Raw genomic sequence first — 26,993 nt, 5'->3', positions numbered from 1 at the left:
CGCGGCGTGGGGGTTGCTCGCCGTTTTTTGGTGAGGTTTGTGGGGTGGGGGCGCTGGTGTTGGTGGTGGTGACGGGGGTGGGGGGTCTGCGGGGCGGGCCGGAGGCGCCGGAGGCCCGCCCCGCAGACCCCCGCCACCCACCACAAGCGGAACGCACAGCCAAGGCGCCCCCGCCGAACAAGCCCCACCACCGACAGCCCCCCACGGCGGGAACGCCGACAAGCCGGGAAGTCAGACGAGGATCGTGGTGAGGAACTCACCTACCCACGCGAGTAGCTCGCGCCCCACCACCGGCTTTCCGCCGATCCGGCCCGTCGTCGGCCGCGGCACCAGGATCTGCCGCGTCGCCGGCTTGAGGACCGTACGGGGGTGCAGCCGCTTGAGGCGGAGTTCCTGGGACTCCCGCAACTCCACCGGGCCGAAGCGGATGTTGGAGCCCTGGAGGGTGATGTCGGTGACGCCGCAGGAACGCGCCAGCATCCGCAGGCCGGCGACCAGCAGGAGGTTCTCCACCGGCTCCGGCAGCTTGCCGTAGCGGTCGGAGAGCTCCTCGCGGACGGCGGCGACGTCCTCCTCGGAGGTGGCCGAGGCGATCGCGCGGTACGCCTGGAGGCGCAGCCGCTCGCCCGGCGCGTAATCGTGCGGAACGTGCGCGTCCACCGGGAGTTCGATCTTGACCTCCAGCGGGGGCTCCTCCTCCACGCCGCCCTCCAGGGACGCGCGGTAGTCGGCCACCGCCTCGCCGACCATCCGGACGTACAGGTCGAAGCCGACGCCCGCGATATGGCCGGACTGCTCGCCGCCCAGGAGGTTGCCCGCGCCGCGGATCTCCAGGTCCTTCATCGCGACGTACATGCCCGCGCCCATCTCGGTGTGCTGGGCGATCGTCGCCAGCCGCTCGTGCGCGGTCTCGGTGAGCGGCTTCTCCGGCGGGTAGAGGAAGTAGGCGTAGCCGCGCTCGCGGCCCCGGCCCACCCGGCCGCGCAGCTGGTGCAGCTGCGAGAGGCCGAAGTTGTCGCCGCGCTCGACGATCAGGGTGTTGGCGTTGGAGATGTCGATGCCGGACTCCACGATCGTGGTGGAGACCAGGACGTCGAACTTCTTCTCCCAGAAGTCGACGACGACCTGCTCCAGCTGCGACTCGCCCATCTGACCGTGGGCGGTCTGGACGCGGGCCTCGGGCACGATCTCCCTCAGCCGGGCCGCCGCCCGGTCGATGGACTCGACGCGGTTGTGGATGTAGAAGACCTGGCCCTCGCGGAGCAGTTCGCGGCGGATGGCGGCGCCGATCTGCTTCTGCTCGTAGGGGCCGACGAAGGTCAGGACCGGGTGCCGCTCCTCGGGCGGGGTGGTGATCGTCGACATCTCGCGGATGCCGGTGACCGCCATCTCCAGGGTCCGGGGGATCGGCGTCGCGGACATCGTCAGCACGTCCACGTTGGCGCGCAGCTTCTTCAGCTGCTCCTTGTGCTCGACGCCGAACCGCTGCTCCTCGTCGACGATCACCAGGCCCAGGTCCTTGAACTTGGTCTCGGAGGAGAACAGGCGGTGGGTGCCGATGACGATGTCGACCGTGCCGTCCTTGAGGCCCTCCAGGACCGCCTTGGCCTCGGTGTCGGTCTGGAACCGGGACAGCGCCCGGACGTTCACCGGGAACTGGCCGTAGCGCTCGGTGAAGGTGCCGTAGTGCTGCTGCACGAGGAGGGTGGTGGGCACCAGGACCGCCGCCTGCTTGCCGTCCTGGACGGCCTTGAAGGCGGCCCGGACCGCGATCTCGGTCTTGCCGTAGCCGACGTCGCCGCAGATCAGCCGGTCCATCGGGACCGACTTCTCCATGTCCTCCTTGACCTCGGCGATCGTGGTGAGCTGGTCCGGGGTCTCGGCGTAGGGGAACGCGTCCTCCAGCTCGCGCTGCCAGGGGGTGTCCGAGCCGAAGGCATGGCCGGGCGCCGCCATCCGCGCCGAGTACAGCTTGATCAGGTCGGCGGCGATCTCCTTGACCGCCTTCTTGGCGCGCGCCTTGGTCTTCGTCCAGTCCGCGCCGCCGAGCCGGTGCAGCGTCGGCGCCTCGCCGCCCACGTACTTGGTGACCTGCTCCAGCTGGTCGGTGGGGATGTAGAGCCGGTCCCCGGGCTGGCCGCGCTTGGCCGGCGCGTACTCCACCAGCAGATACTCGCGGGTGGCGCCCTGGACCGTGCGCTGCACCATCTCGATGTACCGGCCCACACCGTGCTGCTCGTGGACGATGAAGTCGCCGGCCTGGAGGGTGAGCGGGTCGATCTGCTTGCGGCGGCGGGCCGGCATCCGGGCGGCGTCCTTGCCCGCGGCCTTCTGCCCGGACAGGTCCGTCTCCGTCAGCACCGCGATCTTCAGGCCCGGGTCGACGAAGCCGTTGTCGATCGAACCGCACGCCACGTGCACCACCGACGGCGCGATCTCGCCGAGGTCGGCCTCCAGGCGGGCGGCGACGCCCTCCCCGCCCAGCACCTCGACCGTACGGGCCGCGGGGCCGTGCGCCTCGGTGACGAACACCGTGCGCCAGCCGTCCGCCAGCCACTGCTTGGTGTCGGCCAGCGCCCGCTGGGTGTCGCCGCGGTACGTCTCGGGGGCGTGCATCCCCAGCTTCAGGGTGTCCCCGTCGGCCTCGGCCTCGTCGGCCGCGAACGGCGACACCGACCACCACATCATGCCCAACTCGCGGGCGTGCTCCCGGACATCGGCGATGCCCCACAGGGACGCCGCGCCCACGTCGATCGGCGCCGAGCCCCCGCCAGCGCCCGCCCGTCGCCCACCACCACCCGTTGTGGAACGGACTTCGTCCGCACTGGACATTGCGGCCGCCGCCCAGGACGCCTGAAGGAACTCCTGGCTCGTCGCCACCAGGTCCGCCGCCCGGGTCCGCACCCGCTCCGGATCGCAGACCAGCGCCATGCTGCCCGCCGGCAGCACGTCCAGCAGCAGCTCCATGTCGTCGACCAGCACCGGGGCGAGGGACTCCATGCCCTCGACGGCGATCCCCTCGGCGATCTTCCCCAGCAGCTCGCCCAGCTCCGGGTGCTGCTCGGCCAGCTCCGCGGCCCGCGCCCGCACCTCGTCGGTCAGCAGCAGCTCCCGGCACGGCGGCGCCCACAGCCCGTGCTCGGCCACCTCCAGGGAACGCTGGTCGGCGACCTTGAAGTACCGGATCTCCTCGACGTCGTCGCCCCAGAACTCCACCCGCAGCGGGTGCTCCTCGGTGGGCGGGAAGACGTCCAGGATGCCGCCGCGGACCGCGAACTCGCCGCGCTTCTCGACCAGTTCGACCCGGGCGTAGGCGGCCGCCGCCAGGCCGTCGACGATCTCTTCCAGATCGGCCGACTGCCCCGTCCGCAGGCTCACCGGCACCAGCTCGCCCAGCCCCTTGACCTGCGGCTGGAGCACCGAGCGGATCGGCGCGACGACCACCGACACCGGACCGGCCGTCGGGTCGTCGGCGCTCGGGTGGGCCAGCCGGCGGAGCACCGCGAGGCGCCGGCCGACGGTGTCCGACCGCGGCGAGAGCCGCTCGTGCGGCAGCGTCTCCCAGGACGGGAACTCCACGACGGAGTTCTCCTCGCCGGCCGGCACCAGGGAGCGCAGGGCCGCGGCCAGATCCTCGGCCTCCCGGCCCGTGGCCGTCACCGCCAGCACCGGACGGCCGGCCTGCCGCGCCAGCGCCGCCACTGCGAACGGGCGGGCGGCCGGCGGCCCGACCAGATCGACATACGGCCGGTGCCCGTCGGCCGCGGCCTTGACCGCTTCGGCGAGCGCCGGGTCCCGTACGACGGCGTCGAGCAGACCACTCAGGCTCATGAAAAGGTTCCGTCCCAGCGAGGCGAACAGCGAACAACGCGACCGGTCCGCCACCCCCTCGACGGCGCCGACGGGCGCGCACGGACCAGGGCTGCCCACCTTACGCCGGACCACCGACAACCGGCCGACCAGCAACCGCCCGCCGCCGTCCCACGCCGCGAGAAACCCCATTCCGCCGGGGCACCGCGCGTGCAAGGGTGTCCCCCGAATCGTGCCGACTACACGTATCCGCCTCGCCCGCGGCCGCCGACGGTCGGCCTGACCGCAGCACGGCAGGAGGGACCACGGTGAGCCGCACCACCCAGGACAGCCACAGCGCAGGCCGGAACGGCACCGGGAACCAGCCACCCGACGCCCCGGCCGCCCGCCGCGGACCCGTCGTCGCCGCCCTCATGCTCGGCATGGCCCTGGCCGCCCTCGACTCGACGATCATCGCCACCGCCGTCCCCCAGATCGTCGGCGACCTCGGCGGCTTCGCCGTCTTCTCCTGGCTCTTCTCCGGCTACCTGCTCGCCGTCACCGTCACCCTCCCCGTCTACGGCAAGCTCTCCGACACCCACGGCCGCAAGCCCATCCTGCTCACCGGCATCGTCCTCTTCCTCGTCGGCTCCCTGGCCTGCGCCGGCGCCTGGAACATGGGGTCGCTGATCGCCTTCCGCGTCCTCCAGGGCCTGGGCGGCGGCGCCCTCCAGGGCACCGTCCAGACCATCGCCGCCGACCTCTACCCGATGAAGGAACGCCCCAAGATCCAGGCCAGGCTCTCCAGCGTCTGGGCCGCCTCCGCCGTCGCCGGCCCCGCACTGGGCGGCCTGCTCACCACCTACGGCGACTGGCGCTGGATCTTCCTGATCAACCTGCCCGTCGGCGCCGTCGCCCTCTGGCTGATCGTCCGCCACTTCCACGACACCCGAAGCCAGGGCCCCACGGTGCCGGCGGACGCCCCCGGGCGGCGCGCCCGCGTCGACTGGCCCGGCGCCCTCGCCATCTTCGCCGCCGGCGGCCTGCTGCTCACCGCCGTCGTCCAGGGCGGCACCGCCTGGCCCTGGCTCTCCGCCCCGTCCCTGCTCCTGCTCGCCGGCAGCGCGGTCGCCGCCATCGCCACCGTCCTGATCGAACGCCGCGCCGCCGAACCGATCATCCCCGGCTGGGTCTGGCGCCGCCGCACCATCTCCGCCGTCAACCTCGCCCTGGGCGCCCTGGGCCTGCTGATGGTCGCACCGACCGTCTTCCTCCCCACCTACGCCCAGGCCGTCCTCGGCCTCGGCCCGACCGCCGCCGGCTTCGTGCTCTCCGTGATGACCCTGAGCTGGCCGATATCCGCCGCCCTCAGCAGCCGCGTCTACAACCGCATCGGCATCCGCAACTGCGCCCTCCTCGGCATCGGCGGCGCCGCCCTCGTCCTGGCCGCCTTCCCGCTGCTCCCCTACCCCGGTGCCGCCTGGCAGCCCGCCCTGCTCATGCTCGCCCTCGGCGCCGCCCTCGGCCTCTTCCAACTCCCGCTGATCATCGGCGTCCAGTCCTCCGTGGGCTACGCCGAACGCGGCACCGCCACCGCCTCGATCCTCTTCTGCCGCCAGGTCGGCCAGTCCCTCGGCGCGGCCCTCTTCGGCGCCATCGCCAACGCCACCCTGGGCGACCGCCTCGCCCACGCCCCGACGGACCTCCGCACCGGCCTGCCGCACGACCTCGACGGCGTCTCGCACGCCCTCCAGCACGCCGGCGCACTGGCCACCGGCACCGCCGACTACCTCCGCCGCGCCGTCGACACCACCGTCCAACACGTCTACCTCGGCGCCGCGGCAGCCGCCGCCCTCGCCTTCCTCACCGTCCTCCTCCTCGCACCGCGCCGCTTTCCGGTACATGCCGACGCCCGCGGGGAGGGGCGTACGGAGGGGAGCGCGGACGGGCGTGCCGAAGGGGGCGCGGAGGCCCGCGCGGAGGGGGGCGCGGAGGCCGGGACGGATGCCGGTGCGGCGCCGGACTCCGGCTGACCGCCGACGGGTGGCGTACGCCCGCCGGCCGACCGCTGCCCGGTCCTCCCCCTCACCGGGCCACCCACCACCAGCGCTTCCGACGCTTCCGAATCGCGCCCTGGGACTAACGCCGCCCCGAGCCGCTCCTGCCCATCTTCGGCAGCTCCGTCTCCAACGTCTCCTCACAGTCCGGCCCCGCGGCCGCCCCAGCATCCGCCCCCGCCTGCGCAGCGGAACCGGAACCCGCGCCTGAACCGGAACGAGAACCGGAGCCCGAACCGGAATCGGAGCCCGCTCCCGCGCCCGGCAACTCCACCGGGGCCTTCCCCGTCAACGCCGCCAGGCTGTTGCGCACGTGCATCATGTGGATCCGGACCTCCTCGCGCGCCTCGTCGTGCTCCCGCACGAGCCGCTCGACGGCCCGCTCGATCCGCTCCCGCTCGACCCTGGCCTGCGCCCGCAGCTCCGCCGCCTGCGCATCGGCGTCCTCCAACCGGTGCCGCACGGCCTCCTCGGACTCCGCCGTCAGTCGCCGCCGCTCGACCGCCACCGCCTCGCCATGGGCGTCCAGCTCCGCGACGCGCTGGTCCATCTCGGCCGCCAGCCGCACCACTTCGCGCTCCGCGGCGTCCCACTCCTCGGTGTGCCGGGTCTCCTGGTCCTTCAGCAGCTGCTCGGTGCGCCGCCGGGTCTCCGTCAACTCCGCCGCCGCCTCCGACCGCAGCTGCTCGGCCTCCTCGACGGCCGACGACACCACCTGCGCCACTTCCTCAGCGGCCGCCTTCTCGGTGCGCCGCGCGTCCTCCTCCGCCTCCGTACGCAACCGCTGCGCCACCTTGTCCGCCGCGGCCTCAAGCATCTGTGCGTACTCGGCCGCCTCGTCATGCGCCTGCTCCGCGTCCGCCCCCGCCTCGGACCGCAGCCGCGCCGACTCGGACTCCGCCGTCGTCAGAATCAGCCGGGCCTGCTCGCCGAGCGACTCGTACGTCTGCTTCGGGAGCTGCGCCACGTAGGCGCGCAGATCGGCGAGTTCGGCCTCCATCTCGTTGCACAGGACCGTCAACCGCGCGGCGCGCTCCCAACAGGAGTCGCGGTCGATCGAGAGCCCCTCGACCCGCCGGTCCACGTCCTCCGGGCGGTAGCCGCGCCCTCGTACGGTCTCGAACCCGTGAGGCGAAACCGAAGTACTCATCCCTCAAGCCCCTCTCCGCTGCGCACAGCAGTCGCACGAACCCGCTTGCTTCCGCGCAGCCCCGTGCACATCTTTCTGGACCTGCCCGAAGCGGCTTCATCACGACACTCCGCCCATTCCATCCCCCAAGGATGCGCCATTTGCCACCAGAAGCCGGAATTGGATCTTCGCCCGCGAGGGGGTTCCCTCCGGATCCGCCCTGACGCCCACCACGACGCACGCGTCGTGACAACGCCGCCCCCACGCCACGGTTACGCCAACTCCCGCGCGCCGCCGCCCTGTCGCCCACCCCGCACCGCCGCGCCGCCGCCCGTTACGGAAAACGTAAGCGGAGTGTGCGGGGCGGTGTGACGGGCTGGGGACAAGGGCGGATAACGGGTTGTCGGGGCATGCTCGGGTGGCTACCTGGCCACCACAGAGCCGCACTCGACCACGCTCCGGGCCACACTCGACCGTACTCGGCCGCGCTCCGTCGGGACGAGGCCGCGTGGCCGACCGGTACCGAGACGGTGGGCCAGTCGCGCCCCGGCCGGGTCGGAGGGGATGCCCGGTCCGAGGGGATGCCCCGGAGCGGGGGATGCTCCGGGGCCTGCGTCATCCGACGGAGCGGGTGCGCCGGCACCGAGGGCGGGTTCCGGGGCAGCCTCTCCGACCCCCGCCCCGGGAAGCACACCTACAGCAGGCCGTCCCACATCTGTTCCAGCAGCACCGACCACCACGTCTCCGGCGACCCCAGCGCCGGCGGGTCCAACGCCACCAGCTGCGCCTGGAAGTCCACCGTCCACCGGCCGGCCTGCTCGGGCGTCAACCCGAACCGCAGGCGCCACATCCGCCCCAGCATCGCCAGGCACCGCACGAACTCCGGCAGCCCGGTGTTCACGAACTGCGGCGCAACGGGCTGCCCGCCGGGCCCCGCCTCCAACGGGACGGCGACGATGTTCGCGGTCCCGTACTGGACGCACAGCTGACGGCCGAAGTCGTTGCCCATGACCAGGTACGAGCCCGCGTCCGCCGCCGGCTGAACCATCCGCTCCGCCGCCAGCTCCGCCAGCGTCGGCACCGGACGCCCCGGCTGCGCCTGCGCCCAGAAGAACGGCCCGAAGTCGACCGGCAGCCCGGCCCACACCAGCGTCTGCGCGACGACGTCCGGCACGCCCTGCCGGGAGACCGCCCGCTGGTCGAAGCGGAAGATCGCCTGCGGCCCGAACGACTGCTCCAGCTCGTGCCCGATCGCCTGCGGCGGCACCGGAGGCACCGGCTGCACCTGGGAGGGGTGCGGCAGCGGCGCCCGCACCGGCGCGGGCCGCGCCGGCCCGTCGGCGACCTGGTGCAACTCGCCCTGATGCTCGATCAGATGACGCACGCCCTGCTGCCGCGAGGCGTGGTCCTTGCCGTACGCGGCGGTGTGGCTGATCCGCACCTGCGGCCAGGTCTCCCGGACCATCCGCGCACAGTAGCCACCGGGCAGATCGCAGCACTCCAACTCGGTGTGCAGCTCCACGACCTGCTGCGGCGGCACGTTCATCGCCCGCAGCTCGTGCAGCAGCTGCCACTCCGGGTGCGGCGTACCCGGCGCCGAGCGGCGCACGATCTTCTGCTCGCTGCCGTCCGGCGCGCGGTAGCTCAGTACGGCCATGTAGCCGGGGCCGACGGTCGGCTGGCCACTGGGCGCCTGCGGATAGCCGTACGCACCGGGGGCAGCGCCGGCACCCTGCGCCCCGGCACCCGGACCGCCGGCCCCCGGCCCACCGGGACCAGGCCCACCGGGGCCGGGCAGACCAGGCCCAGGGACACCGGGCGGACCCGACTGCGGACCGGGCTGCGGGCCAGGCTGCGGGCCGGGCTGCGCCGGCGGAGCCATCGGCGGGCCCGGCGGCACCCCGGGACCGGCCGCCGGCGGCGTGCCGGGACCGCCCGGGCCCGCTCCCTGCGGCCCGCCCGGGCCACCGGACAGCGCGGGGCCGGACGCGAGCATCGTGGCCGCGGCGTGCACACCGCCACCGGCCCCCGAACCGTTCGGCGGCGCGGGCACCGGCGGAGGCGGCGGGGGCGGACCACCCTGGCCGCCCTGACCACCCGCCGCCATACCGGCGCGACCCGACGCCCCCTGAGGACCGCCCTGAGGTCCGCCCTGGGGGCCGGCCCCGCCGAGCGGCCCGGGGGGCGGCGGCGGAGGCATACCGGGGCCACCGGGTCCACCCGTGGCACCGCCCGGGCCGGGCACCGGGGCCTGTAGGGACGCACCGTCCGCGAGCATCGTCGCGGCGGCGTGCACCCCACCCCCGGTCCCGGAACCGGCCGCGCCACCACCGGAAGCGGCCGCACCGGAACCATCGGTGCCGGAAACGTCGGTACCGGAAACGTCGGAACCCTCGGCAGCGGAACCCTCGGTACCGGCCGCCCCACCGGCCCCGCCCCCGTTGGCGGGCCCCCCGTCGGGGCCCTTGCCGGGGCCGGTACCGGGACCGTCCATCGCGCTCAAGTCCAGGTCGGAAGCGTCCAGTTGGGACACCAGTTGAGTCCGCACGTAACCGCCGGCCGGCTTACCGCCCGCCTCCGGGCCCGGCCGTCCGCCGTCCGGTCCGGGGCCGGGAATCCCGGGCACTCCCGGGGGCGGCGTCGGACCGCCGGCGTGACCGGGCAGCGCCGAACCGTCGGCCGGCATCGGGGGCGCGGCATGCGCACCCCCACCAAGGCCGCCCTGGGACGGCGGCAGCGGCGGCATCGCCTCGGGCGGCGGCGGTACGTCGGCGACCGGCGCCCCCACCGGCGGCGGCAGGTCGCGCAGGTCGGCCGGCGCGGTGGACGGCGTGGACGGCACGGGCGGAGGCTGCGGCACACCAGGCGGCGCGGGCGGCATCGGCGCCGCCGGGGGCAGCCCGCCGGAAGCGCCCGCACCCGAGCGCCCGGGCGCCGCACCGTCCGGCGCGGGCGGCATCGGCGGCGTCGCGGACGGGTCCGCCCTACGCGGCAACTGGTCGCCGCGGCGCAGCAGTTCGGTCTTGGCGTCGGGGCGCACCCGCGGCTGGGACGGGACGTCCTCGTCGTCGGCACCGGCGAGCGGCGGCGCGAACACGGTCTGCGGCGGCGCCACCGAAAGGTCCTCGCCGTGCCCGCCCGCGGTGGTGTCCGCGGCGGCCCACGGCGTGTCATCCGCGGAAGCAGAGGACGACGAGGCAGGAGAGGGCGACGGGGAAGGCGAGGGAGAAGTGGGGGCGGGCGTGGGCGTGGGGTGGGCCGCATCCGGCTCCGCGTTCACGCTGACATCGGCCCAGGCATCCGCCGACGCGGGCCCGGGGACGACACCCTCGGCGCCCGCAGCACCCGCGGCCTCCTCAGTCGAGGCCGGAATCGGTTCGGCCCCGGCCGGCGACTCCGGACCCGCGGCAGCCCCGGACGCCTCACCCTCCGCAGCGCCCCCCGACGCCCCACCGTCCCCAGAACCGGAAGCGGCCCCACCAGCCGAACCGGAAGCGGCCCCACCAGCCGAACCGGAAGCAGAACCGGCCCCCGAACCGGAAGCCGCACCGGCCCCTGCGCCGACGCCGGCCCCGCCGTCCTTCCGCCCCCCGATCCCTATCGCGTCCGCCGCTTCCTGCAACCACTCCGGCGGCGTCAGCAGGAACGACGTGGCCTCCAGGTCGATCCGCTGCGGCGACTCCGCCGCCGCATGACCGCCGTCCGCCGGCGCGCTGTACTCCTCCTCGTAACGGCGGATCACCTCGCCCACCGGCAGCCCCGGCCACAGCGTGGTCTCCCCGCTGTCCCGCGCGATCACCAGCCGGCTCCGGCTGCCCTCGCCGGCCGGGCCGCCCTCGCGGTCCTCCGCCCAGGCCACGAAGCCCAACGCGAACTCCCGGACCCGCACCTCACGTTGGAGCTCGGCCGGCACCTCGCCGTTCACCCACCGCTCCGCGCGCTCCTGCGCCTGCGCGAACGTCACCACCGCAATCAGCCCCCCACCGGCACGGCCTGCGCGAAGCCGCCGTCCACCATCAGGTTCGCCACCGTCTCCAGCTCCGGCGGATTGCCCGCCAGCCGCAGGAGGAAGTCATCGAAATCCGCACCGCACGGCAACATCAGCCGCTCCACCCGCTCCTGCACCGACCACCCGTCCTGATCGCGGGCGTCGTCGTACGGGCAGAACCACACCGAGCCCACCGCCTCGCCGCGCACCTTCACCGCGACCACCCCGCCCTGCACGAACACCACGCCCAGGTAGTCCTTGGTGAAGTGGTCGCGCAGGCACTTGTTCACATAGACGAGGTCGTTCATCGCGGCGTCGTCGCGCACCGTGAAGAACGGCTGGTCGACCAGGAGCCCCAGCTCCGCGTCGAGCGCCGCCCCCACCGGCGCGCAGCCGCCCGCCGCCTTCAGGAACGACCGGTACGCGCCCGGCAGCCGGTAGCCCAGCGCCTCCTCGGCCTCCACCAGTTGCTCCTCGCCCACCGCCAACTCCCGCCGCGGCAGCCCGAAGTGCACCGGACGCGTCTCCTGCAACGGCCGCGTCCCGCGCTTGTCGTGCGCCACCGCGGCCGTCGCCAGCCCCGCGTGGTGCCGCAGCAGCGCCTTCACCTCGACCGGCACCAGCTCCATCCGCCGGGTCCCCGCCACGTGGTGCCAGGTCCACCCGTGCGGCGTCGCCACCGCCGGCACATCTATCCAGAGCTCGTGGCCCTGCGCGTGCAGCGCCGCGTTCGCCGACACGAAATCCGTCAACCGCAGCTCGTCGACGCCGAAGCCCTCCGGCGGCTCGGCAATCTCCGCCGCCGCCCGCGCGTACGGCGAGAAGTCCGGGAAGCCGTTCCCGTCCATCCGCACGCCCGCCGGATACCGCGCGGCCCGCACCGGATCCGGGAAATGCACGACCTGCCCGGCATAGGCCGAGTTCGGTGGCACGGGACGTCCTCCGGCCTGGAGACCGGGGTGTGACCCCAGCCCTTGCCGACCTGTCGTCATCGCGGTTGCCCCCTGGCTAAAGCTGGCTTTGGAGCACAGCCTATGCGGTGCCGCAACACCGCCCGCCCGTCACCCGACCCCCACCCCTCAACGCCACCGCTATGCGGCGACTCCTCCCGTCTCGTCGCCCGGCCACCACGCTCAACGCCACCGCTATACGGCGACGTCTTCCGTCTCGTGACCGGACGACCGACACCGCCACCCGACACCCCCGCTCGACGACGCCGCCACGCGAGCGCACGGCTCTCCGCACCCCCTCTCGCACCCCTCCCGCACCACACGTCAGCCCCGCGACACCCCCGCGTCACCCGCTTCGCCCGCCACCCCGCACGCCACCCTGCCGCACCCCGCCGACCAGCCCCGTTACCGGACACCCGACGAACCGTCACGCCCCAGTGACATCCCTGACAGCGTGCCCGACTACCGCAACACCCAGCACATTTGGCAATCTGACCTCCGCAACCGGGGGGATTGCAGGGAGGGAAGCACCACCATGAGCACGACCGCACACCACACGACCACCACCGGCGACCCCCGCATCGGCTGGAGCGGCACCGCCGACACCGACCGCGCCCCCGGCCTCCGCCAGCGGCGCGACGGCATCCTCCCCACCATCGGCGCCGCCTTGTCAGTACGCGGACACACTCTCACCTGTACCGCGAGCAAAGCCGAGCAGCCCCCCGCCCTCCACCCCCTCGTCCAGGACTTCCTGGACACCCTCACCACCGCACAGCGCGACCGCTTCACCGGCCGCTGCCCCGAAGCCGTCCTGCTCTCCCGCCACCTCACCGCCGTCGAGGCCAACCGCGGCAAACGCGCCTCCCGCAAACCCCTCACCAACGGCGAAGCCCGCCGCTCCCTGAAACACTCCAAGATCACCGCGCGCCACATCCGCGAGGACGGCGACCCCCAGCACGGCAGCTACGCACCCCCCTGCCGCTCCTGCGACGCACTCCTCGCCCACTTCGGCGTCATGCCCATCGGGGCGACGACGCCCCAAGGGAGCTGACCACCACCATGACGCCCACCCCCCGCACCCCCGCCCACGACGGCCCCGGCTCCACCCGCTTCCCCGCCGCCGTCGACATCGCCCTCCAGGACGCCGGCTGGGAAGCCGGCCGCTGGGACATAAAGCAGGCCGAGAGCTGGGCCGACACCCTCCGCGCCCACGCCTCCCCCGCCGGCCACCGCCACACGGTCTTCCCGGCCGCCGTCGAGGCCTGGGCCGAGTTCGGCGGCCTGCACATCACCGGTCCGGGGCCCGGCCGCCACATCGCGCCCACCCCGTTCGTCATCGACCCGCTCCTCGGCCTCCACCACGCCCGCACCCTCGGCGACCTCGGCCGCGCCCTCGGCACCGACGTCGCCCCGCTCGGCCAGGAGCAACTCCCCGACACCAAGGCCACCCGCGGCACCACCTACCCGCAGGCCACCCTCGCCATCGACGCCGAAGGCCGGGTCTACAGCCTCGACCACACCGGCGACTGGTACCTCGGCGCCGACCTCGACCAGGCCCTGGGCACCCTCATCCTGGGCACCCGCCCGGGCCGCCTCACCGTCTCCACCGACTGACCGACGCCGCCCCGGGCCCGGCCCGGCCGGGCCCGTCCCCGGAGCGGGCCGGCCCCGCCCTCAGGCAGCCGACTCCACCGGCGCCGGCACCACCGCCGACACCCGGAAGCCCCCCGCCTCCGTCGGCCCGGACACGAACACCCCGCCCAGCGCCGTCACCCGCTCCCGCATCCCCACCAGGCCGTTCCCGCCGCTCGGCAGACCGGCATCGGTCGCCCCGCGCTCCGACGGCCCGTTCTCCACCTGCACCGCCACCTCACCGGCCCGATGCGCCAACCGCACCCGCGCCCGCGCACCCGGCGCGTGCTTGTGCACGTTCGTCAACGCCTCCTGCACCACCCGGTACACGGTCTGCTCCACCCGCGCCGCATACCGCGCCCCGTCGTCGCCCGCCGCGGCCGCCTCCTCCCCCGCGTCCCGCCCGTCGCCGTCGCCCAGCACCGAGAACTCCACCGCCATCCCGGCCGCCCGGGACAGCTCCACCAACTCCCCCAACTCCGCCAGCCGCGGACCCTCCCCCTCCGGCTCCGCGCCACCGGCCGACGCACCGTGCGCCGCCCCGTCCGACGCCACCCCCTCCGCGGCACCGCCGGCGGCCTTCCGCGACACCCGCGACGCCACCGCAGCCAACCGCTCCGGCTCGTCCGAACCCGCCGGCCCCCGCGCCGCCGCGCCCTCCGCCGTCCGCAGCACCCCCAACATCTCCCGCAGCTCCGTCAGCGCCTGCCGCCCCATGTCCCCCACCAGGGCGGCGTTCCGCGACGCCTTCTCCGGATCCTTCAGCGCCACCGCCTGCAGCGCCGCCGCGTGCACCACCATCAGGCTCACCCGGTGCGCGACCACGTCGTGCATCTCCCGCGCGATCCGCGTCCGCTCCTCGTTACGGGCCCACTCCGCCCGCTCCTCGGCCCGATCCGCCAGCAGCGACAGCTCCCGCTCCAGGCCGTCCGCCCGCTCCCGCAAGCTCTCCACCAACCGCCGCCGGGCACCGACATACAACCCCCACAGCACCGGCGGAGCCGTCAGCACCAACCCCACCGCCAGCGCCATCAACGTCACGAACCACACCGGCAGATGGAACTCCGGCTGCGCCGTCACGTCCTGCCGCATGGTGAGGAACGTGGTCACCAGCGTGCCGACCACCGTCATCCCCGCCAGCAGCCCGATGATCCGCCGCGGCACATCCGACGCCGCCAGCGTGTAGAGCCCCACCATGCTCAGCAGCACGCCCATCTGCGCGGGCATCACGGCGATCGACACCAGCACCACGACGACCGGCCACCGCCGACGCACCAACAGCACCGGCCCGACCACGAAACCGAGCAGCATCCCCGCCGCCACCGGCACCCCGGTCGAGTGCGCGAACGGAATCCCCTCCGCCATGCACTCCACCATGGACACCACCGCGAGCAGCACATCCAGCACCGCGCTGCGACGCCGCGCCCACCACCAGGGACCGCCCCCCGGCCGCCCTCTCGCTGCCACGCTCCCACTTGCCCCCGTTGCGGTCATACCGACCAGCGTACGGGCGCCGGCCCCCCGCTCCAGGGCCACACCTCGGCAGGTTTCCGGCCCGAAACCCACCACTACGGATAGTTATCGCTCGAACTGCTGAATCGCTCGCATTTTCGCCCCCTCTGCACATCCACCCCCGCCAGCCTGTCCCCATGCCGCACGCACCCCGCCCCCACCCCGACTACGAGTCCCTGCGCCCCCAGGCCGTCGCCCTCCGCCGCGCCGGCCTCAGCCGCCGCCAGATCCGCGACCGGCTGCACATCCACAACAACGACCTCCTGAACCGCCTCCTGGAAGGCGTGCCGGTCCCGAAGTGGACCGAGCGCCCCAATGCCAAGGACCACCTGCGAGCCAGGGCCCGCGAGCTCCGCGCACAGGGCATGACCTACGACCAGATCCAGCTCGAACTGGGCTGCTCGAAGAGCTCGATCTCCCTGTGGGTGCGGGACCTGCCGAAGCCGGAACGCCGGCCCCCCTCGGAGCAGGCCCGCATCGCCGGCCGCAAGCGCTGGGACCACGAACTGGCCGTGCGGGACGAGGAGCGCCGGCAGACCAAGGACTCGGCGGCGGCCGAGATCGGCGCCCTGTCGGACCGGGAGCTCCTCCTCGTCGGAGCGGCCCTCTACTGGGCCGAGGGCACGAAGGACAAGCCGCACGCCCGGCGGGAGAACATCGCCTTCGTCAACAGCGACCCGGACGTGATCCAGGTCTTCCTGGCCTGGCTGCGGATGCTCGGCGTCGAGCCGGAACGTCTGCGCTACCGCGTGATGATTCACGTCACTGCGGACGTGGACGCCGCCGAGCGCCACTGGGCCGATCTCGTCGGGATCGACGTCTCCGCGCTGCAGAAAACCACGATCAAGAAACACAACCCGAAGACCGTCCGCAAGAACACCGGAGAGGGCTATTACGGCTGCCTGGTGATCCGCGTCCTGCAAAGCGCTGACCTATACCGTCGCATCGAAGGCTGGTGGTACGGCATAGTGTTGGGTGCCAAGCGGGCAGCCTGACGGAATGTCCGGTTTAAGCCGCTTCTTATTCCCCTGTGGTGTAATTGGCAACACGGGTCACTTTGGATGATTTATTCCAGGTTCGAGTCCTGGCAGGGGAGCACAGTCGCCACAGCTCACACTCCGGGTCCTGACCACACGGTCAGGACCCGCGCTCGTTTCCCCCGCCATACGCCCCGGTATCCTTCGGATGTCCACCACCCGAAGAAGCCAAGAAGCCGAAGGGCATCCCGTGAGCGCCAACCGCCCGGCCGCCGTCGTCGTTCTCGCAGCGGGTGAGGGAACCCGCATGAAGTCGACGACCCCCAAGGTCCTGCACGCGATCTGCGGCCGCTCCCTCGTCGGCCACGTCGTCGCCGCCTCCCGTGAGCTGGACCCCGAGCACCTCGTCGTGGTCGTCGGCCACGCCCGCGAGCAGGTGCGGGAGCACCTCGCCGCGATCGACCCCGCCACCCGCACCGCCGTGCAGCACGAGCAGAAGGGCACCGGCCACGCCGTCCGCACGGCGCTGGAGGAGCTCAGCGGCGACGGCGTCACGCTGGACGGCACGGTCGTCGTGGTGTGCGGGGACACCCCGCTGCTGACCGGCGAGACGCTGCGGAAGCTGAGCGAGACGCACGCGGCGGACAAGAACGCCGTGACCGTGCTGTCGGCCGAGGTGCCGGACGCCACGGGCTACGGCCGGATCGTGCGGGACGAGACGTCCGGCGCGGTGACCGAGATCGTCGAGCACAAGGACGCGAGCGCGGCGCAGCGGGCGATCCGGGAGATCAACTCCGGGGTGTTCGCGTTCGACGCGCGGCTGCTGGTGGACGCGCTGGGCAAGGTGCGCACCGACAACAGCCAGGGTGAGGAGTACCTCACGGACGTGCTGGGGATCCTGCGGTCGGCCGGGCACCGGGTGGGTGCCGCGGTGGCGGCGGACCACCGGGAGATCCTGGGGATCAACAACCGGGTGCAGCTCGCGGAGGCCCGTCGGCTGCTGAACGCGCGGCTGCTGGAGCGCGCGATGCTGGCCGGTGTGACGGTGGTCGACCCGGCGTCGACGTGGGTGGACGTGACGGTGACGTTCGAGCAGGACGCGACGGTCCAGCCGGGGACGCAGCTGCTGGGGTCGACGCACGTCGGCTCGGGTGCCGAGGTCGGGCCGCAGTCGCGGCTGACGGACACCCGCGTGGGCGCGGGGGCGTCGGTGTCGTTCACGGTGGCGGACCGTGCGGAGGTCGGGTCGGAGGCGTCGGTGGGTCCGTACGCGTATCTGCGTCCGGGGACGGTCTTGGGCGTGAAGGCGAAGGCCGGGACGTTCGTCGAGATGAAGAACGCGGCGATCGGCGAGGGCACGAAGGTGCCGCACCTGTCGTACGTCGGTGACGCGACGATCGGTGAGTACACCAACATCGGCGCGGCCAGCGTGTTCGTGAACTACGACGGTGAGGCCAAGCACCACACGACGGTCGGATCGCACTGCAAGACGGGCTCGGACAACATGTTCGTGGCGCCCGTGACGATCGGGGATGGCGCGTACACCGCGGCCGGTTCGGTCATTACCAAGGACGTGCCCCCGGGTTCGCTGGCGGTCGCGCGCGGCCAGCAGCGGAACATCGAGGGTTGGGTCGCGCGCAAGCGGCCCGGGAGCGCCGCCGCGCAGGCCGCTTCGTCCGCTCGCCAGGAGTCGGGTCAGGGTGTTGATCCGTCGTCCGACGGTGAGCGGTGACTGTGCCGAACCGGGTACGCCGTGCGGGGCGTACCGTGATGAGCGCACGCAAACTGTGATGCAAGGAGATTTGCTGTGACCGGGATCAAGACGACCGGCGAGAAGAAGCTGATGCTCTTCTCCGGCCGCGCCCACCCCGAGCTTGCTGAGGAGGTCGCGCACCAGCTGGGTGTGGGCCTGGTCCCGACGAAGGCCTTCGATTTCGCCAACGGTGAGATCTATGTCCGCTATCAGGAGTCGGCGCGTGGCGCGGACTGCTTCCTGATCCAGAGCCACACGGCTCCGATCAACAAGTGGATCATGGAGCAGCTGATCATGATCGATGCGCTGAAGCGGGCCTCGGCCCGGAGCATCACCGTGGTCGTGCCGTTCTACGGGTACGCGCGCCAGGACAAGAAGCACCGTGGGCGCGAGCCGATCTCGGCGCGGCTGATCGCGGATCTGATGAAGACGGCGGGCGCGGACCGCATCGTCACGGTGGATCTGCACACGGACCAGATCATGGGCTTCTTCGACGGCCCGGTGGACCACCTGTTCGCGCTGCCGGTGCTGGCGGACTACGTGGGCGCGAAGGTGGACCGTTCGAAGCTGACGGTGGTGTCGCCGGACGCGGGCCGGGTGCGGGTGGCGGACCGGTGGTGCGACCGTCTGGGTGCGCCGCTGGCGATCGTCCACAAGCGGCGCGACAAGGACGTGGCGAACCAGGTCACCGTCCACGAGGTCGTCGGTGACGTCAAGGGCCGGGTGTGCGTCCTGGTCGACGACATGATCGACACCGGTGGCACGATCTGCGCGGCGGCCGACGCGCTGTTCGCCAACGGTGCGGCGGACGTGATCGTGACGGCGACGCACGGTGTGCTGTCGGGTCCGGCCGCGGACCGGCTGAAGAACTCGAAGGTCAGCGAGTTCGTGTTCACCAACACGCTGCCGACGCCTTCGGAGCTGGAGCTGGACAAGATCACGGTGCTGTCGATGGCGCCGACGGTCGCGCGGGCGATCCGTGAGGTGTTCGAGGACGGCTCGGTGACGAGCCTGTTCGACGAGCAGTGAGCCGGCGGTCGGCGTCGGCCGGCTAGATCGACTTTGGGGCGGCCTTCCTGGCCGGGTAGACTCGTGGAGTTGCTCGGCGAGGGAGGCCGCCCCTTTGTGGTGGTTGTCCGTTATCGACGCGCTCTTCGTAGCAGGTCTGTCGTGGGCCGGGTAACGCCCCGCAGATGTTCTGAGATACGAGGAGTGCTGTCATGGCCGAGATCAAGCTCGCCGCCCAGGCCCGTAACGACTTCGGTAAGGGTGCGGCCCGTCGCCTGCGCCGCGAGGAGAAGGTTCCGGCGGTCATCTACGGCCACGGCGCGGAGCCGAAGCACGTGGCGCTCGACAGCCACGCGCTGATGATGGCCCTGAAGACCCCGAACGCGCTGATCCGCCTGGAGCTGGACGGCGACAGCGAGCTGGTGATCCCGAAGGCCGTGCAGCGTGAGGCGATCCGTCGCTTCCTGGTGCACGTGGACTTCCTCTCCGTGAAGAAGGGCGAGAAGGTCGCCGTCGAGCTGCCGATCCAGACCGAGGGCGAGCTGGCGCCGGGCGGCAACCTGCTCGAGCACCTGCTGAACACCCTGCCGGTCGAGGCCGAGGCCACCCACATCCCGGAGGCCGTGACCATCTCGATCGCGGGCCTGGACGCCGGTCACACCGTGCTGGCCAAGGACATCGAGCTGCCGGCCGGCGCGTCGCTGACCGTCGACGGCGACACCCCGGTGCTGCAGGTCGTCGCCGCGCAGGCGGAGGCCCCGGCCGAGGAGGCCGCCGAGGGTGAGGGCGCCGAGGGCTGAGTCCTCGCGCGGTAGTTTTCTTCCCAACCGCTGTCGCGGTGCCGGACGGCGCCGGGGCGGCGGTTGGGTCGTTTTTGAGGAGACGTGAACATGACCGATGCGGCGAGCCCCTGGCTCATCGTGGGGCTCGGCAACCCGGGCCCGGAGTACGCCGGCAACCGCCACAACGTGGGCTTCATGGTGGCGGATCTGCTGGCGGAGCGGATGGGGGGCCGCTTCAAGGCGCACAAGGCGCGGGCCCAGGTGGTGGAGGGGCGGATCGGTCCGCCCGGTCCGTCGGGTCGCCGGGTGGTGGTGGCCAAGCCGTCGTCGTTCATGAACCTGTCGGGCGGGCCGACGACCGCGCTGCGGGACTTCTACAAGGTGCCGGTGGCGAACATCGTGGCGGTGCACGACGAGTTGGACATCGACCACGGCGCACTGCGGTTGAAGCTGGGCGGCGGCGACAACGGGCACAACGGGCTGAAGTCGATCACGAAGTCGCTGGGTGCGGACTACCACCGGGTGCGGTTCGGGATCGGGCGGCCGCCGGGGCGGATGCCGGTGGCGGACTTCGTGCTGAAGGACTTCTCGTCGACCGAGCGCAAGGAGCTGGCGTACTTCGTGGACCGGGCGGCGGACGCCGTGGAGGCGTTGGTCCTGGAGGGCCTGGAGCGGGCGCAGACGACGTACAACTCGTGAGCGGGGCCTGCGTGGCGACGGGCCCGTCCGGAGGGTGCTCCGGGCGGGCCCGTCGTGCTGTGCCGGGTGGGGTCAGCCGGTGTTGCGCAGGCCGGCGGCCACGCCGTTGACGGTCAGGAGCAGGGCCCGGGAGAGCAGCGGGTCGGGTTCCTGGCCGGTGGCGGCGGCGTCGCGCTGGCGCTTGAGGAGGGAGACCTGGAGGTAGGAGATGGGGTCGAGGTAGGCGTCGCGGACGTGGAAGGTCTGCTTCAACACGGGGCTGGCGTCGAGGAGTTCGGCCTCGCCGGTGACGCGGAGGACCTCGGCGACGGTGAGTTCGTGCTCGGCCTTGATGGCGTCGAAGACGTGCTTGAGGTCGTCGGGGACGAGGGTGTCGACGTAGTGCTGGGCGATCCGCAGGTCGGTCTTGGCCAGCGTCATCCCGACGTTGGAGAGGAAGTTGCGGAAGAAGTGCCAGTGCTCGTGCATCTCGTCCAGGACGCTGCCCAGGCCCGCTTCGCGGGCGGCCTTGAGGCCGGTGCCGACGCCGAACCAGCCGGGGACGATCTGGCGGGACTGGGTCCAGCCGAAGACCCAGGGGATGGCGCGGAGGCCGTCGAGGCCGGCGCCGGAGTCGGGGCGGCGGGAGGGGCGGGAGCCGAGGTGGAGGTCGGCGAGCTGGTCGACGGGGGTGGAGGCGAAGAAGTACGCGGGGAGGTCGGGGTCCTCGACGAGGTGGCGGTAGGCGCCGTGGGCGGCCTCGGAGACGGTCTCCATGGCGGCGTCCCAGCGGGCCAGGGCCTCGTCGGACTGGCGGGGGGCGGTGTGCAGGGCGGAGGCCTGGAGGGTGGCCGCGACGGTCAGTTCGAGGTTCTCCCGGGCGAGTGAGGCGACGAGGTACTTGTCGGAGATGACCTCGCCCTGCTCGGTGACCTTGATCTCGCCTTCGAGGGTGCCGTAGGGCTGGGCGAGGATCGCGTCGTGCGAGGGGCCGCCGCCGCGGCCGACGGTGCCGCCGCGGCCGTGGAAGAGGCGCAGGCGGACGCCGTGGCGGTGGGCGACGTCGCGGAGCAGGCGCTGGGCGCGGTGGATCTCCCACTGGCTGGTGGTGATGCCGCCGAACTTGGAGGAGTCGGAGTAGCCGAGCATGACCTCCTGGACGTCGCCGCGGAGGGCGACCAGGCGGCGGTAGGAGGGGTCGGAGAGCATGTCGTCGAGGAGCTGGTCGGCGATCTTCAGCTCGTCGGTGGTCTCCAGCAGCGGGACGATGCCGATCTTGGCCCAGCCGGCGTGCAGGTCGATGAGGCCGGCCTCGCGGGCGAGGACGGCGACGGCGAAGACGTCGTCGGAGCCCTGGCACATGGAGATGATGTAGGACTCGACGACCTCGGGGCCGAAGGTCTTCTTGGCCTGGCGGACGGTGCGCAGGACGCCGAGGGTCTTGGCGCCGGCCTCGTCGAGCGGCGGCGGCGTCGGGGCGAGCGGCCGCCGGGAGCGGAGTTCCTTGGCGAGGAGCTTGCGGCGGTAGTCCCGCGGCATGTCCACATAGCGCCAGGACTCCTCGCCGAGGCGGTCGAAGAGCTGGCCGAGGGCGTGGTGGTGGGCGTCGGCGTGCTCGCGGACGTCCATGGTGGCGAGCTGGAGGCCGAACGCGGAGAGGGTGCGCAGGGTGCGTTCGAGGCGGCCGTCGGCGATCAGGCCGCCGCGGTGGGCGCGCAGCGAGGTCTGGATGAGGGTGAGGTCGTCGAGGAGTTCGCGGGTGCCGAGGTAGTCGCGGCCGGGGACGTGGGGGGTGTCGCCGGCGAGCCGGTCGCGGGTGTTGACGAGCTTCTGGCGGATGCAGGTGGCCTTGAGGCGGTAGGGCTCTTCGCTGTTGAGGCGCTTGTAGCGGGGGCTGATCTCGGGGAGGAGGTCGAGGTCCCGCTGGAGGGAGGCCAGGAGTTCGTCGGTGGCGCCGCAGTTGCGGATGGAGTTGGAGAGGGCGCCGCGGAGTTCGTCGATGTGCTCCAGCGCGTCGGTGATGCCGTGTTCGTGCTGGAGGATCAGGACGTCCCAGGTGACTTGGGGGGTGACGTTGGGGTTGCCGTCGCGGTCGCCGCCGATCCAGGTGCCGAAGGTCAACGGGCGGGTGCCGGCGGGGAGTTCGGCGCCGGCCCGCTCCAGTTCGGCGGCGAGGTCCTCCAGGACGTCGCCGACCGCGCCGCGGCCGAGTTCGTCGAGGTAGTAGATGGCGTTGCGGGCCTCGTCGGTGGGCTCGGGGCGGGCGACGCGGAGTTCGTCGGTCTGCCAGATGAGGTCGATGTTCTCGGCGAGGCGGCGGTCGGTGCGGCGGCGGTCGGCGGGGTCGGTGCGGTCCAGCAGCTCGGCGATCTTGCGGAGCTTGGTGAGGACGGAGCGGCGGGCGGCCTCGGTGGGGTGGGCGGTGAAGACGGGGCGGACGCCGAGGTGGCGGGCGGTGGCCCGCAGGTGCTCGGGGTCGGCGTCCTTGAGCATGTCGGCGGTGCGGGCGAGGATGCCGCCCTCGGCGGCCCGCCGGGCGCGCAGCTCGCGGCCGCGGTGCACCTGCTCGGTGACGTTGGCCAGGTGGAAGTAGGTGGAGAAGGCGCGGACGAGCTTGGCGGCGGTGGCCAGGTCGGTCTCGCCGAGGAGCCGGGCGGCGGCCTCGCCGTCGGTGCGGGTCAGGGCGCGGACCCGCTCGACGAGGTCGAGGAGGTCCTCGCCCTCCTGCCGGACGAGGGTCTCGCCGAGGAGGTCGCCGAGGCGGCGGATGTCGGCGCGCAGGGCGACGTTGTCGCCGGCGGTTCCCTGGGCGGTCGCGGGGGCGGCGGACTCGACGGGGGTGGGGTCAGCACTGCTCACGGATACGGCTCCTTGCAGGGATGGTGCAGTCATTGAGCACGTCTGGGCGGGGTGCGGACCGCGCTGTCCGACGTCCCCAGGATAGGTGTCTCCCGCTTGCCGGGGACCACACCGTCCGCAGGATGGGCATCAGGGCACGGGCGGCCGGGCGGGCCTGTCACGACCTTGCCCGGGACGGTCTCGCTGCCATACTTACGAGACCGTAGGTTACGGTCCCGTAGGCCGTAGCCGTGCCCCCGATCCCCCGACGAGGGACACCCACATGACCGCTGGTCCCAAAGCCGTGGAAGAGTCGCCGATGCCGCTCGATGCGCCTGCCGGTTCCTCTGCCGCCTCCGCCGTGCCGTCCGCGACGCTCGGCGGCGAGCAGCGCAGATCCCTGGAACAGATCACCCTGCTGTTGTTCATCGCCGTGCCGTTCCTGGCCCTGGTCGCCGCCGTGCCGTTGGCCTGGGGCTGGGGTGTGAGCTGGCTGGATCTCGGCCTGATGGTGGCCATGTACTTCATCGGCTGCCACGGCATCACCATCGGCTTCCACCGCCACTTCACGCACGGCGCCTTCAAGGCGAAGCGTCCGCTGCGGATCGCGTTGGCGGTCCTGGGGTCGCTGGCGGTGGAGGGGCCGGTGGTCCGCTGGGTCGCCGACCACCGCAAGCACCACAAGTTCTCCGACGCGGACGGCGATCCGCATTCGCCGTGGCGCTACGGCGAGACCGTCCCGGCCCTGCTGAAGGGCCTGTGGTGGGCGCACATCGGCTGGATGTTCGACGAGGAGCAGACCCCGCAGCACAAGTACGCCCCCGACCTGATCAAGGACCCGATGATCCGTGCGGTCTCCCGCCAGTTCGTGCTGTGGACGACGGTCTCGCTGCTGATCCCGCCGCTGGTCGGCGGACTGGCCACCTGGTCCTGGCAGGGCGCGCTGACCGCGTTCTTCTGGGGCTCCCTGGTGCGGGTGGCGCTGCTCCACCACGTCACGTGGTCGATCAACTCCATCTGCCATGCGGTCGGCAAGCGCCCGTTCAAGTCCCGCGACCGCTCGGGCAACGTCTGGTGGCTGGCGGTGCTCTCCTGCGGTGAGTCCTGGCACAACCTGCACCACGCCGATCCGACCTGCGCCCGGCACGGGGTCATGAAGGGCCAGCTGGACTCCAGCGCCCGGCTGATCCGCTGGTTCGAGCGGGCGGGGTGGGCCTACGACGTGCGGTGGCCGGACGCGGCCCGGATCGACGCCCGCCGCCAGGACGGCGCCCGGGGCGAGGAGAAGGCCCCGCTGGGGGCATGATTGACGGGTGGCGATCGACAGCAGCGCGAACAACGGCAGCAAGGGCAAGTCCTCCGGGTCCTCGGCGTCCCCGTCCTCGGGGGGTCGGCGGGCCCGCCGGGTGCGGATGACCGGCGCGGAGCGCCGTGAGCAGCTGCTGGACATCGGCCGCACGCTGTTCGCCGAGCGCGGCTACGAGGGCACGTCGGTGGAGGAGATCGCGGCGAAGGCCGGGGTCTCCAAGCCGGTGGTCTACGAGCACTTCGGCGGCAAGGAGGGGCTGTACGCGGTGGTCGTGGACCGCGAGATGCGGCAGCTGCTGGACATGGTGACCGGGGCGCTGACCGCCGGTCATCCGCGGGAGCTCCTCGAACAGGCGGCCTTCGCGCTGCTCGACTACATCGAGACCTTCACGGACGGCTTCCGCATCCTGGTCCGGGACTCCCCCGTCGCCCAGTCGACGGGCACGTTCGCGTCGCTGATCAGCGACATCGCCACGCAGGTCGAGGACATCCTGGGGCTGGAGTTCAAGGCCCGCGGCTTCGATCCGAAGCTGGCGCCGCTGTACGCGCAGGCGCTGGTCGGCATGGTGGCGCTGACGGGCCAGTGGTGGGTCGACACCCGTAAGCCGAAGAAGGCGGAGGTGGCGGCGCACCTGGTGAACCTGGCGTGGCACGGGCTGGGGAACCTGGAGCCCAAGCCGCGGCTGATAGGGCACCGCAAGAACTGACGTTCCGCCGTCGCCGGCTTCCCGTGTGCGGCTTCCGGTGCTTGCGCGGGCTGGGGGCTTGCCTTCTCTTCGGTGGGTGGGGGTCGGAGGGGCCGCCCCGGAACCCGTCCTCGGTGCGGGCGCATCCGCTCCGTCGGATGACGCATGCCCCGGATGACGCATGCCCCGGCGTCCGCCCCAGGTCCTGCGGGCGGGCTCCGGGGCATCCCCGCGCCGGGGGCGCCTCCTCCGGCCCGGCCCGGCGCGCGGCCGACCCGCCGTCCCGGTACCGGGCGGCCACGCGGCCCCGCCCCCAGGGGAAGCGCCCGGCCGGTCTACGGGGCAGGCTTCTGGGCCACGGCGAAGATGCGGCGGAACGGGAAGATCGTGCCGTGGCGGCCGGTGGGGTAGGCGCGGCGGAGTGCGTCGCGGTACTGGGCGAGGAAGGCGTCGCGGGCCTCGGGGTCGTCTTCGAGGGCGGTGAGGACGGGGCGGAGGGCCGTGCCCTTGACCCAGTCCAGGACCGGGTCGTCGCCCTGGAGGAGTTGGACGTAGGTGGTCTCCCAGACGTCGGCGGTGCAGCCGAGGTCGGCGAGGCGGGTCAGGTAGTCGGCGGGTTCGAGGATGTGGACGAAGCGGCGGCCGTGGGAGTCGAGGCGGTCGCGCCACTGGGGGGAGTCGCACAGTTCGCCGAGGAGGGCGTGGCTGGGCGAGGTGAAGTTGCCGGGGACCTGGAAGGCGAAGGTGCCGCCGGGGGTGAGGGCGTCGATCCAGCGGGGGAACGAGTCGGGGTGGTGGGGGACCCATTGCAGGGCCGCGTTGGAGACGATCAGGTCGTAGGGCTCTTCGGGGGTCCAGTCGGCGGCGTCGGCGGGGGCGAAGTCGAGGTGGCCGCCGCCGGGGGTGGGGCCGGCGTAGGACTCGGCCTCCTTGAGCATGTCGGGTGAGTTGTCGAAGCCGGTGATGTGGGCGTCCGGCCAGCGGGCGGCGAGTTGGACGGTGACGTTGCCGGGGCCGCAGCCGAGGTCGGCGATGCGGGCGGGGCGGCCGGGGCGGGGGAGCTCCGGTATCCGGGCGAGAAGGTCGTGGAAGGGGCGGGTGCGGTGCCCGGCGTGGTGGAGGTACTGCCGTGGGTCCCACGTTGGCGCGTCGTGCATGTTCGATAACCCCTTTGCTGGTGCAGGGCCGGCACGGTTCGTTGTGGAGCATTCCGACGGGCGTGCGGTCGACTTCCGGCCATCTCGGACGCGTTGCCGACTCGCGCCCACGATGCCCACGGATCCGGGGAAATATATCTTGACGTAGAGATACTTTAGGTCAAGAGACTTAACATCGACAGACCCTTTACACTGATCGCCATGGAGGACGAGGTCGATCGACTGGTCGCAGCATGGCGCCGCGAGCGCCCGGACCTCGACGTGGAGCCGCTTGAGGTGCTCAGCCGCGTCTCCCGGCTGGCCAGACATCTCGACCGGGCCCGGCGCCTCGCGTTCGCCGAGGTGGGCCTGGAGCCCTGGGAGTTCGACGTGCTGACCGCGCTGCGGCGCGCGGGGGCTCCGTATCAGCTCTCCCCCGGCGCACTGCTGACCCAGACGCTGGTCACCTCCGGCACGATGACCAACCGCATCGACCGGCTCGCCAAGAAGGAGCTGGTGGAACGGCTGCCGGATCCCAACGACCGGCGCGGTGTGCTGGTCCGGCTGACCGCCAACGGCCGCGACAAGGCCGATGAATCGCTGGCCGGACTGCTGACGCAGGAGCGCGCCATTCTGGCCGAACTGTCGCGGCAGCAGCGTCAGGAACTGGCCGGTCTGTTGCGGCGGTTGACCGGACCGTTTGACAACGTGCCCGTTTAGGGACCGGGCGGCGGGGCGTCCTCGTAGGGGGCGGGCGGTGTCGTTTCGTG

18 protein-coding genes and 1 tRNA gene are annotated in these 26,993 nt (G+C 72.7%); 12 read left to right on the top strand and 7 right to left on the bottom strand.

Annotated elements, in window-relative coordinates:
- Positions 1-231: 231 nt before the first annotated feature.
- On the bottom strand, positions 232-3,831 hold the full coding sequence (mfd, locus tag ACIQE0_RS14125) for a transcription-repair coupling factor (RefSeq protein WP_366330012.1): 3,600 nt from the start codon (positions 3,829-3,831) through the stop codon (positions 232-234).
- Between the two features lie 287 nt (positions 3,832-4,118).
- Here mfd and ACIQE0_RS14120 point away from each other — a divergent pair, with 287 nt between their 5' ends.
- Entirely contained in the window at positions 4,119-5,822 is a 1,704-nt protein-coding gene (locus ACIQE0_RS14120; RefSeq protein WP_402331487.1) for an MFS transporter, read from the top strand.
- A 106-nt stretch (positions 5,823-5,928) separates the two neighbouring features.
- On the opposite strand, the gene ACIQE0_RS14115 is transcribed toward ACIQE0_RS14120, so the two are convergent.
- The 3 genes from ACIQE0_RS14115 to ACIQE0_RS14105 form a co-directional block, all read right to left on the bottom strand.
- Positions 5,929-6,996: a cellulose-binding protein gene (locus ACIQE0_RS14115; protein ID WP_402331484.1), complete on the bottom strand. Its 1,068-nt coding sequence runs from the start codon at positions 6,994-6,996 to the stop codon at positions 5,929-5,931.
- A gap of 673 nt (positions 6,997-7,669) precedes the next feature.
- Positions 7,670-10,942: an SUKH-4 family immunity protein gene (locus ACIQE0_RS14110; protein ID WP_402331481.1), complete on the bottom strand. Its 3,273-nt coding sequence runs from the start codon at positions 10,940-10,942 to the stop codon at positions 7,670-7,672.
- 5 nt (positions 10,943-10,947) lie between these two features.
- Positions 10,948-11,955: an HNH endonuclease gene (locus tag ACIQE0_RS14105; RefSeq protein ID WP_366330029.1), complete on the bottom strand. Its 1,008-nt coding sequence runs from the start codon at positions 11,953-11,955 to the stop codon at positions 10,948-10,950.
- A 493-nt stretch (positions 11,956-12,448) separates the two neighbouring features.
- Here ACIQE0_RS14105 and ACIQE0_RS14100 point away from each other — a divergent pair, with 493 nt between their 5' ends.
- Positions 12,449-12,964 (top strand): YwqJ-related putative deaminase, encoded by a 516-nt coding sequence (locus ACIQE0_RS14100; protein WP_366330009.1) that lies wholly within the window; start codon positions 12,449-12,451, stop codon positions 12,962-12,964.
- A gap of 8 nt (positions 12,965-12,972) precedes the next feature.
- Positions 12,973-13,527, top strand: coding sequence for an SUKH-3 domain-containing protein (locus ACIQE0_RS14095; RefSeq protein WP_402331477.1), 555 nt, complete (start codon positions 12,973-12,975; stop codon positions 13,525-13,527).
- A 60-nt stretch (positions 13,528-13,587) separates the two neighbouring features.
- On the opposite strand, the gene ACIQE0_RS14090 is transcribed toward ACIQE0_RS14095, so the two are convergent.
- Positions 13,588-15,039, bottom strand: a complete 1,452-nt coding sequence (locus ACIQE0_RS14090) for a sensor histidine kinase (RefSeq protein ID WP_402331474.1) — start codon at positions 15,037-15,039, stop codon at positions 13,588-13,590.
- Between the two features lie 155 nt (positions 15,040-15,194).
- On the opposite strand from ACIQE0_RS14090, the gene ACIQE0_RS14085 reads away from it, so the two are divergent.
- The 6 genes from ACIQE0_RS14085 to pth all read left to right on the top strand — a co-directional run bounded on the left by ACIQE0_RS14085 (position 15,195) and on the right by pth (position 20,276).
- Positions 15,195-16,052: a hypothetical protein gene (locus ACIQE0_RS14085; RefSeq protein WP_402331471.1), complete on the top strand. Its 858-nt coding sequence runs from the start codon at positions 15,195-15,197 to the stop codon at positions 16,050-16,052.
- 29 nt (positions 16,053-16,081) lie between these two features.
- A tRNA-Gln gene (locus tag ACIQE0_RS14080) sits at positions 16,082-16,153 on the top strand.
- Between the two features lie 131 nt (positions 16,154-16,284).
- The gene (gene glmU / locus ACIQE0_RS14075; protein ID WP_402331468.1) at positions 16,285-17,766 is read left to right on the top strand and encodes a bifunctional UDP-N-acetylglucosamine diphosphorylase/glucosamine-1-phosphate N-acetyltransferase GlmU; all 1,482 of its coding nucleotides are present in this window, start codon (positions 16,285-16,287) and stop codon (positions 17,764-17,766) included.
- Between the two features lie 75 nt (positions 17,767-17,841).
- Positions 17,842-18,816, top strand: coding sequence for a ribose-phosphate diphosphokinase (locus ACIQE0_RS14070; RefSeq protein WP_366330004.1), 975 nt, complete (start codon positions 17,842-17,844; stop codon positions 18,814-18,816).
- Positions 18,817-19,007: 191 nt separating this feature from the next.
- The gene (locus ACIQE0_RS14065; protein WP_366330003.1) at positions 19,008-19,595 is read left to right on the top strand and encodes a 50S ribosomal protein L25/general stress protein Ctc; all 588 of its coding nucleotides are present in this window, start codon (positions 19,008-19,010) and stop codon (positions 19,593-19,595) included.
- Between the two features lie 90 nt (positions 19,596-19,685).
- Positions 19,686-20,276, top strand: a complete 591-nt coding sequence (pth, locus tag ACIQE0_RS14060) for an aminoacyl-tRNA hydrolase (RefSeq protein ID WP_402331464.1) — start codon at positions 19,686-19,688, stop codon at positions 20,274-20,276.
- Between the two features lie 72 nt (positions 20,277-20,348).
- Here pth and ppc read toward each other — a convergent pair whose 3' ends face one another.
- Positions 20,349-23,114: a phosphoenolpyruvate carboxylase gene (gene ppc, locus ACIQE0_RS14055; RefSeq protein WP_402331461.1), complete on the bottom strand. Its 2,766-nt coding sequence runs from the start codon at positions 23,112-23,114 to the stop codon at positions 20,349-20,351.
- 262 nt (positions 23,115-23,376) lie between these two features.
- On the opposite strand from ppc, the gene ACIQE0_RS14050 reads away from it, so the two are divergent.
- The gene (locus ACIQE0_RS14050; RefSeq protein WP_366330000.1) at positions 23,377-24,399 is read left to right on the top strand and encodes a fatty acid desaturase; all 1,023 of its coding nucleotides are present in this window, start codon (positions 23,377-23,379) and stop codon (positions 24,397-24,399) included.
- A 7-nt stretch (positions 24,400-24,406) separates the two neighbouring features.
- On the top strand, positions 24,407-25,108 hold the full coding sequence (locus ACIQE0_RS14045; protein ID WP_366329999.1) for a TetR/AcrR family transcriptional regulator: 702 nt from the start codon (positions 24,407-24,409) through the stop codon (positions 25,106-25,108).
- A 314-nt stretch (positions 25,109-25,422) separates the two neighbouring features.
- On the opposite strand, the gene ACIQE0_RS14040 is transcribed toward ACIQE0_RS14045, so the two are convergent.
- Positions 25,423-26,244 (bottom strand): trans-aconitate 2-methyltransferase, encoded by an 822-nt coding sequence (locus ACIQE0_RS14040; RefSeq protein WP_402331458.1) that lies wholly within the window; start codon positions 26,242-26,244, stop codon positions 25,423-25,425.
- A gap of 201 nt (positions 26,245-26,445) precedes the next feature.
- Here ACIQE0_RS14040 and ACIQE0_RS14035 point away from each other — a divergent pair, with 201 nt between their 5' ends.
- Positions 26,446-26,943 carry a MarR family transcriptional regulator gene (locus tag ACIQE0_RS14035; RefSeq protein WP_366329997.1) on the top strand — a complete coding sequence of 166 codons (498 nt, stop codon included), beginning with the start codon at positions 26,446-26,448 and terminating at the stop codon, positions 26,941-26,943.
- Positions 26,944-26,993 lie beyond the last annotated feature (50 nt).

The sequence above is a fragment of the Streptomyces sp. NPDC093097 genome (assembly GCF_044754325.1).
Lineage (GTDB): Bacteria > Actinomycetota > Actinomycetes > Streptomycetales > Streptomycetaceae > Streptomyces.
Note: the sequence above shows the minus strand (reverse complement) of the source record. Positions and strands in the feature narration are given on the sequence as shown.